The organism is Oerskovia sp. NPDC060287 (genome assembly GCF_042726775.1).
Taxonomy (GTDB): domain Bacteria; phylum Actinomycetota; class Actinomycetes; order Actinomycetales; family Cellulomonadaceae; genus Oerskovia; species Oerskovia merdavium.
The window spans coordinates 1-10697 of record NZ_JBHXBO010000140.1; the positions used below are offsets into that span (position 1 = coordinate 1).

The window sequence follows — 10697 nt, forward strand, 5'->3', positions numbered from 1 at the left end:
CTGAACATGGCGAAGATCAAGAAGGGCGACCTGGTGGTCGTCATCTCTGGCAAGGACCGTACCCAGCAGGGTCGCGTGCTCGAGGTCCTCACGGACTCCGACCGCGTGATCGTCGAGGGCATCAACCGCGTCACGAAGCACACCAAGGTGGGTCAGTCCCAGCGCGGGACGCGTACCGGTGGCATCGAGGTCGTCGAGGCGCCGATCCACGTGAGCAACGTGATGGTCGTCGACCCGGAGACCAAGAAGGGCACCCGCGTCGGGTACCGCACCGAAGAGGTCGAGCGTGACGGCCGTACGCGTAACGTCCGCGTGCGCGTCGCCAAGCGTTCCGGTAAGGACATCTGATGAGCACTGAACTGCAAGCCCCGGAGATCGCGCGTCTCAAGCAGCGCTACCGCGACGAGATCGTCGCCGGGCTCCTCGAGGAGTTCGGCCACGAGAACGTCAACCAGGTTGCACGACTGACGAAGATCGTCGTCAACATGGGTGTCGGCGACGCGGCCAAGGACTCGAAGCTCATCGAAGGTGCCATCCGCGACCTCTCGGCCATCACCGGCCAGAAGCCGCAGGTCACCAAGGCCCGCAAGTCCATCGCTCAGTTCAAGCTGCGTGAGGGCATGCCGATCGGCGCGCACGTCACGCTGCGCGGCGAGCGCATGTGGGAGTTCCTCGACCGCCTGCTGTCCATCGCACTGCCGCGTATCCGCGACTTCCGCGGCCTGTCGCCCAAGCAGTTCGACGGACACGGCAACTACACCTTCGGTCTCACGGAGCAGTCGATGTTCCACGAGATCGACCAGGACAAGATCGATCGCGTCCGCGGTATGGACATCACGATCGTGACGACGGCGACGACCGATGACGAGGGCCGCTCTCTGCTGCGCCGTCTCGGCTTCCCCTTCAAGGAGCAGAACTGATATGGCGAAGAAGGCCCTGGTCAACAAGGCAGCCGCAAAGCCTAAGTTCGCGGTTCGCGCCTACACTCGCTGCCAGAAGTGCGGTCGCCCGCACTCCGTGTACCGCAAGTTCGGCCTGTGCCGTATCTGCGTTCGCGAGATGGCACACCGTGGCGAGCTTCCCGGCGTCACCAAGAGCAGCTGGTAACAACTACGTCGTAGGTCTGGCACGGTTCCCCTCGGGGAACCGGCCAGATACCCCGGCGAGGAAGGGCTGAAGCCCAATGACGATGACCGACCCGATCGCAGACATGCTGACCCGTCTGCGTAACGCGAACTCGGCTTACCACGAGACGGTTCAGATGCCGTTCTCGAAGCTGAAGTCGCACATTGCTGAGATCCTGCAGGCCGAGGGCTACATCTCCGGCTGGACCGTCGAGGACGCCCCCGTGGGCAAGTACCTCACGATCCAGCTGAAGTTCGGCCCGAACCGTGAGCGCTCCCTTGCTGGCGTGCGCCGCGTGTCGAAGCCCGGCCTGCGTGTGTACGCGAAGTCGACCAACCTGCCCAAGGTTCTCGGTGGCCTCGGCGTGGCGATCCTGTCCACGTCCTCCGGCCTCCTGACCGACCGTCAGGCAGCCAAGAAGGGCGTGGGCGGAGAAGTCCTCGCCTACGTCTGGTAATCGGAAAGGAGAGATACGCCATGTCTCGTATCGGCAAGATCCCCGTTCCGGTTCCCGCCGGAGTGGATGTCACGATCAGCGGCGCACTGGTGACGGTCAAGGGCCCGAAGGGTTCCTTGGAGCACACCATCCCCGCCCCCATCGAGGTCTCCCAGGACGCCTCCACCCTCGTGGTGACGCGCCCCAACGAAGAGCGTTCATCGCGCGCTCTGCACGGCCTGACCCGCACGCTTCTCGCGAACCTGGTGACTGGTGTCACCGAGGGCTACGAGAAGAAGCTCGAGATCGTCGGTACCGGTTACCGCGTGACCGCGAAGGGCACTGACCTGGAGTTCGCTCTGGGCTTCAGCCACCCCGTCGTGGTGTCCGCGCCCGCTGGTATCACCTTCGCTGTCGAGTCCCCGACCAAGTTCTCGGTCGCGGGCATCGACAAGCAGCAGGTCGGCGAGGTCGCTGCGAACATCCGCAAGATCCGCAAGCCCGAGCCGTACAAGGGCAAGGGTGTGCGGTACGCCGGCGAGGTCGTCCGCCGCAAGGTCGGAAAGGCTGGTAAGTAACGATGGCTCTCAAGGTTCTCGGCAAGGGCAAGGCGGTCTCGCGCAAGCGCCGCCACCTCCGCCTGCGCAAGAAGATTGCCGGCACGGCTGCTCGTCCCCGCCTCGTGGTGACGCGCTCCGCGCGCCACATCACGGCGCAGATCGTGGACGACACGATCGGCCAGACCGTTGCTTCCGCTTCGACCATCGAGGGCGACCTGCGGTCGCTCGAGGGCGACAAGAGCGCGAAGGCCCGCAAGGTCGGCGAGCTCGTCGCAGAGCGTGCCAAGGCCGCTGGTGTCGACTCGGTCGTCTTCGACCGCGGTGGCAACAAGTACCACGGCCGGGTGGCTGCAGTCGCCGACGGGGCCCGCGAAGGCGGTCTGTCCCTGTGATGATGGCCGAAACCACCACCGTGTACACGGTACGGAAGCAAAGGATTCTCTGATGGCTGCAGGGCAGCGCAGCAGCACCGGCGCCCCTACGGGTGCCGCCAACGAGTCGACCGACCGCAACTCCGGAGGCCGGGGCGACGCTCGTCGCGACGGTCGTCGGGGTGACGGTCGCCGTGGTGACGCCGCCGAGAAGAACGCCTTCGTCGAGCGCGTCGTCACCATCAACCGCGTGTCCAAGGTCGTCAAGGGCGGCCGTCGCTTCAGCTTCACCGCGCTCGTCGTGGTGGGCGATGGCGACGGTACCGTCGGTGTCGGCTACGGCAAGGCGAAGGAAGTTCCCGCGGCGATCGCCAAGGGTGTCGAGGAAGCCAAGAAGAACTTCTTCAAGGTTCCCCGCATCCAGGGCACCATCCCTCACCCCATCCAGGGCGAGGCAGCCGCCGGTGTCGTCTTCCTGCGTCCGGCCGCTCCGGGTACCGGTGTTATCGCCGGTGGACCGGTGCGCGCCGTGCTGGAGTGCGCGGGCATCCACGACGTCCTGAGCAAGTCGCTCGGTTCGTCCAACGCGATCAACATCGTGCACGCAACGGTCGAGGCCCTGCGCAACCTGGAGCAGCCTGAGGCTGTTGCAGCGCGCCGTGGCCTGCCGCTCGAGGCAGTGGCTCCGGCCGCCCTCCTGCGTGCACGTGCAGCTGGGGTAGGTGCGTGATGGCTCGACTCAAGGTGACCCAGACGAAGTCCGCCATCGGCGGCAAGCAGAATCAGCGCGACACGCTGCGCACTCTGGGCCTCAAGCGGATCGGCGACACCGCCGTGAAGGAGGACCGCCCGGAGATCCGCGGCATGGTCGCAACGGTGGCGCACCTCGTCGCCGTTGAGGAGGTCGAGTGATCATGGCTGAGAAGGCCAAGAAGGAGACCGCGGTCGAGGCTTCGACCGACGCTCCCAAGAAGAAGGCTCCTGCCAAGAAGGCTGCTGTCGCCGAGGCCCCCAAGGCCGAGGCTCAGCAGACCGTCGGCGCTGGTGGCACCCTGAAGGTGCACCACCTCCGTCCGGCCCCCGGCGCCAAGAAGGCCAAGACCCGTGTGGGTCGTGGTGAGGCGTCGAAGGGTAAGACGGCCGGCCGTGGTACCAAGGGCCAGAAGGCTCGTTACCAGGTGCCGGAGCGTTTCGAGGGTGGTCAGATGCCGCTGCACATGCGTCTGCCCAAGCTTCGTGGCTTCAAGAACCCGTTCCGCACGGAGTACCAGGTCGTGAACCTGGACAAGCTCTCCGCGCTGTACCCCGAGGGTGGCTCCGTCACCGTCGAGGACCTGGTCGCCAAGGGAGCCGTCCGCAAGGGCGAGCTCGTCAAGGTGCTCGGCACGGGTGAGATCACCGTCAAGCTCGAGGTCGCGGTCGACGCGCTCTCTGGTTCCGCCAAGGACAAGATCCTTGCGGCCGGTGGCTCCATCTCGGAGAACTGATACGAAGGACAGGGCCGATAGCGCTATGCGCTGTCGGCCCTGTCTGCGTCTAGAGGCGTGGTAGCCGGTGCCAGCCTCGCTCGGGGGAACGTAGAATCACTGCCGGTTGTCTCAAATTGCCGTCCATCGCGGCGCAGCGGCTAAGGTGCCCAGTGGCGTCCCGTGCCGGGTGCGTCACATCTCGCCGAACCCCGGCGACACGACATCCCGCCTCGAGCGGGCCAGGAGGATAGGTGCTCAGCGCATTCGCCCGGGCTTTCCGGACACCTGACCTGCGGCGCAAGCTGCTGTTCACGATCGCCATCATGGCGATCTTCCGTGTGGGCTCGTTCATCCCTACCCCCGGCGTGGACTATGCCAACGTCCAGCAGTGCATCGCGGCCCAGGGGCAGAACGACCTCCTCGGAATGGTCAACCTGTTCAGCGGTGGAGCCCTGCTCCAGCTCTCGATCTTCGCGCTCGGCATCATGCCGTACATCACCGCGAGCATCATCGTGCAGCTGCTCCGCGTGGTCATCCCTCACTTCGAGGCACTGCACAAGGAAGGCCAGTCCGGTACCGCGAAGCTCACGCAGTACACGCGCTACCTGACCATCGCTCTCGCGATCCTGCAGTCCACGACGGTCATCACGACTGCCCGCAGCGGCTTCCTCTTCCCGAACTGCCCGGTCGAGGTCATCCCGAACGACAGCTTCATGACCTCGGCCCTCATGGTGATCACCATGACCGCCGGTACCGGTCTGATCATGTGGCTCGGTGAGCTGATCTCTGAGCGCGGCGTCGGCAACGGCATGTCGCTCCTCATCTTCACCTCGATCGCCGCCAGCTTCCCCACGGCTCTGTGGTCCATCGCGGGCGGCGCCAACGGCGCCGTGAACTTCACCATCATGATCGCGGTCATCATCCTGGTGATCGGGCTCGTCGTCTTCGTCGAGCAGTCCCAGCGCCGAGTGCCGGTGCAGTACGCGAAGCGCATGGTCGGGCGCAAGATGTACGGCGGCTCCAGCACCTACATCCCGATCAAGATCAACATGTCGGGTGTCATCCCCGTCATCTTCGCGTCGTCGCTGCTCGCGGTCCCCGGTCTCATCGCCCAGTTCGGCGACGCGACGGCCGGATGGGTCCAGTGGGTCTCGAAGTACCTCGCTGACCCGGCCTCGCCGATCCACATCTCGATCTACGTGCTCCTGATCGTCTTCTTCTGCTTCTTCTACACGGCCATCACGTTCAACCCGGACGAGGTCGCCGACAACATGAAGAAGTACGGCGGCTTCATCCCCGGCATCCGTGCCGGCCGGCCGACGGCGGAGTACCTGGACTACGTCATCACCCGCATCACCTCTGCGGGTGCCATCTACCTCGCGCTCGTTGCGCTCATCCCGACGCTCGTCCTCGTCCTGCTGGGGGTGAGCACGAACATCCCGTTCGGCGGTAGCTCGATCCTCATCGTCGTGGGCGTCGGCCTCGAGACGGTCAAGCAGATCGACTCGCAGCTGCAGCAGCGTCACTACGAAGGGTTCTTGCGTTGACCGAATCGACTCCCACTGCAGCGTCCTCCGCGGAGGGCTCCGCTCGCCTGATCATCATGGGTCCCCAGGGTGCAGGCAAGGGCACCCAGGCGGCTCGCCTGGCGGAGCACTACGGCATCCCTGCGATCTCCACGGGCGACATCTTCCGTGCGAACATCAAGGGCGGCACCGAGCTGGGCAGGCTCGTTCAGGAGTACACCGCGAAGGGTGAGCTCGTCCCGGACTCCGTGACGAACGAGATGGTCCGTGACCGTCTCGCTCAGGACGACGTGGCGCGCGGCTTCATCCTCGACGGCTACCCGCGCAACGCGGCGCAGGTCGTCGAGCTCGACGAGATCCTCGCGGACCTCGGCGTCCGGCTGGATGCCGTCCTCGAGCTCACCGCGGACCGCGACGAGCTCCTCGCTCGTCTGCGCAAGCGCGCGGAGATCGAGGGGCGCGAGGACGACACCGAGGAGGCGATCGCCCGCCGTCTGGACATCTACGCCGAGCAGACGGCTCCGCTCACGTCCGCCTACGCCGAGCGCGGTCTGCTCGCCCAGGTCGACGGCATCGGTGAGATCGACGACGTGACCTCGCGTCTCGTCGAGGCGCTCGCGCCTCTCGTCGGCTGACCCGGGACGGTTGGGGCGAGACGTGTTCGGTCGCGAGAAGATCGAGTACAAGACGGTCGACCAGGTGCGCACCATGCGCCGGGCGGGCCTGGTGGTCGCTGACGCGCTCGCCACGGTCCGCTCGGCGGTGCGTCCTGGCATGACGACCGCGGACCTGGACGCCCTGGCGGCGGCTGTCATCGGCGACGCCGGTGCCACCCCGTCGTTCCTGGGATACCACGGCTACCCGGCGACGCTCTGCGTCTCGGTGAACGACGAGGTCGTGCACGGTATCCCCGGGACGCGCGAGCTCCTCCCGGGCGACGTGGTCTCGGTCGACTGCGGAGCGATCGTCGACGGCTGGCACGGGGACTCCGCGTTCTCGTTCGTGCTGCCGGAGGCGGACGCAGCGGACATCGCGCTCGTCGAGGCGACAGAACGGGCGCTCTGGGCGGGCATCGCCGCGCTGGCCACGGGTGAGCGGCTGGGCGACGTCGGGAACGCGGTCGAGGACTCGATCGAGGCCTCGGCTGCTGCGGACGGCGTCGCGTACGGGATCATCGAGGAGTACGTCGGCCATGGCATCGGTACCTCGATGCACCAGCCGCCGGACGTCCTGAACTACCGGACGCGCGAGCGCGGCCCTCGGCTCAAGCCGGGCATGTGCCTCGCGATCGAGCCCATGGTGACGCGTGGCGAGCGGTTCACGCAGGTTCTCGAGGACGACTGGACGGTCGTGACCGACGACGGCGCCCGTGCTGCCCACTGGGAGCACAGCGTCGCGATCCTCGAGGACGGGATCTGGGTCCTGACGGCCCCTGACGGCGGTGCGGCCAAGCTCGCCGAGCTCGGTGTCACGATCGCCCCGCTCGACGCCTGACGGCCCTGTTCGGCCGGACCGCGCCCAGGTTTGGGCCGGCGTCAGGCCCGGCCCGTCCCGACCTCCCCGGTCCGGGCGGGCCGTCGGCCGTCGGGCGAGCCGTCGCTCGCCCGAGCACCGAGACCACGCAGCACGCAGCACGCATCACGCACCGCGCAGCACGGTGACGGGGTGCACAGCCCCGCGGTTCCCTCGCGGTGATCCATGCCGTAGGATAGTCCGCTGGGTGTAGTCCGCGTTTCCCGTGCGAGTCGAACTGACCGACGACGGGCCGGGCCACACACGACGTCCACTCACCGGTCCTCGTAGAGCACGGGTGCGTGGGAAGCAGTTCAGACGAGAGTTAGCGGAGGATATGGCAAAGAAGGACGGTGTCATCGAGATCGAGGGCAGCGTGGTCGAGGCCTTGCCGAACGCGATGTTCCGCGTGGAGCTGGCCAACGGGCACAAGGTTCTGGCTCACATCTCGGGCAAGATGCGACAGCACTACATCCGGATCCTCCCTGAGGACCGAGTGGTGGTGGAGCTGAGCCCGTACGACCTGTCCCGTGGCCGGATCGTCTACCGCTACAAGTAGTCGTCAAGAATCCACCACTCGAAACAACTGCTGCCGCAAGCCTGGGTTCGCCCGCGCGTGCGTGCGGCGGCGGAGGAACAGACTGATGAAGGTCAAGCCCAGCGTCAAGAAGATCTGCGACAAGTGCAAGGTGATCCGCCGGCACGGTCGCGTCATGGTGATCTGCGAGAACCTGCGCCACAAGCAGCGCCAGGGCTGAGTCCCCGGCGCTCCGGCGCACGGTGATCCAGGTCCGCGAGAGCGGACCGGTCGCCGGCACCCTCGGGTGCCAACCAGCGCATCACCACGAACCTCACGGTCGGGCCGCACAGGCCCACTGAGGGGAACCCCCGGCTCGGAGGCCGGGGCCCGCAGCTCCGCGGGAAGATGGTGCGGTAGACCTCCGAACGAAGTACAGAGGAGCCGAAAGGCACATGGCACGTCTTGTCGGCGTCGACCTCCCCCGCGAGAAGCGGCTCGAGATCGCGCTCACCTACATCTACGGCGTCGGCCGTACCCGCGCCCAGCAGACGCTGGCCGCCACCGGGATCTCCCCGGACGTTCGCGTGAAGGACCTCGGTGACACCGAGCTCGTCGCGCTGCGTGACTACCTCGAGGGCAACTACAAGCTCGAGGGTGACCTCCGCCGTGAGGTGGCTGCTGACATTCGCCGCAAGGTCGAGATCGGCTGCTACGAGGGCCTGCGTCACCGCCGCGGCCTGCCCGTCCGCGGGCAGCGCACCAAGACCAACGCGCGTACCCGCAAGGGACCCAAGCGCACCGTGGCCGGCAAGAAGAAGGCCCGCTAAGCAGTAGTCCGTGGAACGCGTGCCGCTCGCCTGAACCTCGAGTTCACCCGCGCAGCGCACGCCGACCCGGTCCGAACACCTCAGACCAGGAGAGAACTCAGAAATGCCTCCCAAGACTCGCGCCACCGCGGCTCGCAAGCCGCGCCGCAAGGACAAGAAGAACGTCCCTCACGGCCAGGCTCACATCAAGAGCACGTTCAACAACACGATCGTGTCGATCACGGACCAGACGGGTGCTGTCATCGCCTGGGCCTCCGCCGGCCACGTCGGCTTCAAGGGCTCGCGCAAGTCGACCCCGTTCGCCGCGCAGCTCGCTGCTGAGTCCGCGGCTCGCCGCGCCCAGGAGCACGGCGTCAAGAAGGTCGACGTCTTCGTCAAGGGCCCGGGCTCCGGTCGCGAGACCGCGATCCGCTCGCTCACGGCGACCGGCCTCGAGGTCGGCTCGATCCAGGACGTGACGCCCCAGGCTCACAACGGCTGCCGCCCCCCGAAGCGTCGCCGCGTCTGATCTTCCGCTTCGCTCGCCGTCGCGCCGCACCCGATCCCTTCGGGTCGGTGCGGCGGCGGGCGCAGCCACCTGGGCGGGTGGACAGAGTCCCGCCCCGGCACAGCGTTGCCCGTGATGCGTCATATGGCGGACGCACACTGAAAGGAACACACCAGTGCTGATCGCACAGCGCCCCACCCTGACCGAAGAGGTCCTCTCGGAGAACCGTTCGCGCTTCTCCATCGAGCCGCTCGAGCCTGGCTTCGGCTACACCCTCGGCAACTCGCTTCGTCGCACGCTGCTCTCGTCCATCCCGGGCGCTGCAGTGACCTCGATCCGTATCGACGGTGTGCTCCACGAGTTCACCACGGTGTCCGGTGTCAAGGAAGACGTCACCGAGATCATCCTCAACATCAAGAACCTCGTGGTCTCCTCGGAGAACGACGAGCCGGTCGTGATGTACCTGCGCAAGCAGGGCGCTGGCGCGGTCACCGCCGCGGACATCGTTCCGCCGGCGGGTGTGGAGGTCCACAACCCGGACCTGCACATCGCCACCCTCAACGACAAGGGCAAGCTCGAGATCGAGCTGACGGTCGAGCGTGGACGTGGCTACGTCTCCGCCAACCAGAACAAGTCCTTCGACGCCGAGATCGGCCGTGTTCCCGTCGACTCGATCTACTCGCCGGTCCTCAAGGTCACGTACAAGGTCGAGGCGACCCGTGTCGAGCAGCGAACCGACTTCGACAAGCTGATCGTCGACGTCGAGACGAAGCAGGCGATCTCCCCGCGCGACGCGCTGGCCTCGGCCGGCAAGACGCTCGTCGAGCTCTTCGGCCTCGCCCGTGAGCTCAACGTCGAGGCCGAGGGCATCGAGATCGGCCCGTCCCCGACGGACGCCGCTCTCGCCGCGGACCTGGCGCTCCCGATCGAGGAGCTCAACCTCACGATCCGTTCGTACAACTGCCTCAAGCGCGAGGGCATCCACCAGGTCGGCGAGCTCGTCGCTCGCAGCGAAGCAGACCTGCTGGACATCCGGAACTTCGGCGCGAAGTCCATCAACGAGGTCAAGGAGAAGCTCGCAGAGCTCGGCCTGAACCTCAAGGACTCGCCGCTGGACTTCGACCCCTCGACGGCCGACTACTACGAGGCCGACGAGGACGAGGCGACGTTCTCCGACGAGCAGCAGCAGTACTGACCTTCCGTGCGAGCGGCTCGGCCGCACGCACGATCCACTTCTAAGGAGCAAGATCAATGCCTACCCCCACCAAGGGTCCGCGGCTCGGCGGTGGCCCGGCTCACGAGCGTCTCATCCTCGCGAACCTGTCCACGGCGCTCTTCGAGCACGGCCGCATCACGACCACCGAGACCAAGGCCAAGCGCCTGCGTCCGCTGGCCGAGCGTCTCATCACGTTCGCGAAGCGCGGTGACCTGTCGGCTCGCCGTCGCGTCATGACCGTCGTCCGCGACAAGTCCGTCGTGCACACGCTCTTCACCGAGATCGCCCCGCAGATGGCGGAGCGCAACGGTGGCTACACGCGCATCACGAAGGTCGGCAACCGCAAGGGCGACAACGCCCCCATGGCGGTCATCGAGCTCGTGACCGAGCCCGTCAGCCCCAAGCAGGCTGTCGTCCGCGAGGCCGAGAAGGCTGCGAAGAAGGCCAGCAAGCCCAAGGCCGCCAAGGTCGAGGACGCGCCGGTCGTCGAGGACGCCCCGGTTGTCGAGGACGCTCCCGTCGTCGAGGACGCTCCGGCTTCCAAGGAGGACTGATCCCGCCCGGCTCTGCCGGACGGGATACTGCACCGGCAACGGCTCCCACACCGGAGCGATCCCCGCGGCGCGCGCGGCATAGGCGGCGATGAGG

General features: G+C 66.8%; 18 protein-coding genes. All 18 read left to right on the top strand.

Annotated features, from left to right (window positions below; translation table 11 throughout):
- Positions 1 to 6 precede the first annotated feature (6 nt).
- The 18 genes from rplX to rplQ all read left to right on the top strand — a co-directional run bounded on the left by rplX (position 7) and on the right by rplQ (position 10603).
- Complete coding sequence (gene rplX, locus ACFWFR_RS12900) at positions 7 to 348, top strand: 50S ribosomal protein L24 (RefSeq protein ID WP_056653782.1); 342 nt, start codon at positions 7 to 9, stop codon at positions 346 to 348.
- Positions 348 to 920 (top strand): 50S ribosomal protein L5, encoded by a 573-nt coding sequence (gene rplE, locus ACFWFR_RS12905; protein ID WP_056653785.1) that lies wholly within the window; start codon positions 348 to 350, stop codon positions 918 to 920. Before rplX ends, rplE begins: the two co-directional genes overlap by 1 nt.
- 1 nt (position 921) lies before the next feature.
- Positions 922 to 1107, top strand: a complete 186-nt coding sequence (locus tag ACFWFR_RS12910) for a type Z 30S ribosomal protein S14 (RefSeq protein ID WP_012867931.1) — start codon at positions 922 to 924, stop codon at positions 1105 to 1107.
- 76 nt (positions 1108 to 1183) lie between these two features.
- Entirely contained in the window at positions 1184 to 1582 is a 399-nt protein-coding gene (rpsH, locus tag ACFWFR_RS12915) for a 30S ribosomal protein S8 (RefSeq protein ID WP_030151928.1), read from the top strand.
- Between the two features lie 20 nt (positions 1583 to 1602).
- Positions 1603 to 2139: a 50S ribosomal protein L6 gene (rplF, locus tag ACFWFR_RS12920; RefSeq protein WP_056653788.1), complete on the top strand. Its 537-nt coding sequence runs from the start codon at positions 1603 to 1605 to the stop codon at positions 2137 to 2139.
- 2 nt (positions 2140 to 2141) lie between these two features.
- Positions 2142 to 2513, top strand: coding sequence for a 50S ribosomal protein L18 (rplR, locus tag ACFWFR_RS12925; RefSeq protein WP_056653792.1), 372 nt, complete (start codon positions 2142 to 2144; stop codon positions 2511 to 2513).
- Between the two features lie 52 nt (positions 2514 to 2565).
- The gene (rpsE, locus tag ACFWFR_RS12930; protein ID WP_056653795.1) at positions 2566 to 3222 is read left to right on the top strand and encodes a 30S ribosomal protein S5; all 657 of its coding nucleotides are present in this window, start codon (positions 2566 to 2568) and stop codon (positions 3220 to 3222) included.
- Positions 3222 to 3404: a 50S ribosomal protein L30 gene (rpmD, locus tag ACFWFR_RS12935; RefSeq protein WP_030151924.1), complete on the top strand. Its 183-nt coding sequence runs from the start codon at positions 3222 to 3224 to the stop codon at positions 3402 to 3404. The genes rpsE and rpmD overlap by 1 nt, the downstream gene beginning before the upstream one ends.
- A 2-nt stretch (positions 3405 to 3406) precedes the next feature.
- The gene (gene rplO / locus ACFWFR_RS12940) at positions 3407 to 3979 is read left to right on the top strand and encodes a 50S ribosomal protein L15 (protein WP_082609121.1); all 573 of its coding nucleotides are present in this window, start codon (positions 3407 to 3409) and stop codon (positions 3977 to 3979) included.
- Positions 3980 to 4212: 233 nt separating this feature from the next.
- Positions 4213 to 5508 carry a preprotein translocase subunit SecY gene (gene secY / locus ACFWFR_RS12945; protein ID WP_056653799.1) on the top strand — a complete coding sequence of 432 codons (1296 nt, stop codon included), beginning with the start codon at positions 4213 to 4215 and terminating at the stop codon, positions 5506 to 5508.
- A 56-nt stretch (positions 5509 to 5564) separates the two neighbouring features.
- Positions 5565 to 6122 (top strand): adenylate kinase, encoded by a 558-nt coding sequence (locus ACFWFR_RS12950; RefSeq protein ID WP_191801536.1) that lies wholly within the window; start codon positions 5565 to 5567, stop codon positions 6120 to 6122.
- A gap of 22 nt (positions 6123 to 6144) precedes the next feature.
- Positions 6145 to 6981 carry a type I methionyl aminopeptidase gene (gene map / locus ACFWFR_RS12955; RefSeq protein WP_377623227.1) on the top strand — a complete coding sequence of 279 codons (837 nt, stop codon included), beginning with the start codon at positions 6145 to 6147 and terminating at the stop codon, positions 6979 to 6981.
- Positions 6982 to 7336: 355 nt separating this feature from the next.
- Positions 7337 to 7558, top strand: coding sequence for a translation initiation factor IF-1 (gene infA / locus ACFWFR_RS12960; protein ID WP_012867920.1), 222 nt, complete (start codon positions 7337 to 7339; stop codon positions 7556 to 7558).
- An 85-nt stretch (positions 7559 to 7643) separates the two neighbouring features.
- Positions 7644 to 7757: a 50S ribosomal protein L36 gene (rpmJ, locus tag ACFWFR_RS12965; protein WP_009740505.1), complete on the top strand. Its 114-nt coding sequence runs from the start codon at positions 7644 to 7646 to the stop codon at positions 7755 to 7757.
- Between the two features lie 214 nt (positions 7758 to 7971).
- Complete coding sequence (rpsM, locus tag ACFWFR_RS12970) at positions 7972 to 8346, top strand: 30S ribosomal protein S13 (RefSeq protein WP_030151919.1); 375 nt, start codon at positions 7972 to 7974, stop codon at positions 8344 to 8346.
- A 103-nt stretch (positions 8347 to 8449) separates the two neighbouring features.
- Positions 8450 to 8854 carry a 30S ribosomal protein S11 gene (rpsK, locus tag ACFWFR_RS12975; protein ID WP_056653805.1) on the top strand — a complete coding sequence of 135 codons (405 nt, stop codon included), beginning with the start codon at positions 8450 to 8452 and terminating at the stop codon, positions 8852 to 8854.
- A gap of 154 nt (positions 8855 to 9008) precedes the next feature.
- Positions 9009 to 10028, top strand: a complete 1020-nt coding sequence (locus ACFWFR_RS12980; RefSeq protein ID WP_056653808.1) for a DNA-directed RNA polymerase subunit alpha — start codon at positions 9009 to 9011, stop codon at positions 10026 to 10028.
- A 56-nt stretch (positions 10029 to 10084) separates the two neighbouring features.
- Positions 10085 to 10603 carry a 50S ribosomal protein L17 gene (gene rplQ / locus ACFWFR_RS12985; RefSeq protein WP_377623228.1) on the top strand — a complete coding sequence of 173 codons (519 nt, stop codon included), beginning with the start codon at positions 10085 to 10087 and terminating at the stop codon, positions 10601 to 10603.
- Positions 10604 to 10697: the final 94 nt, after the last annotated feature.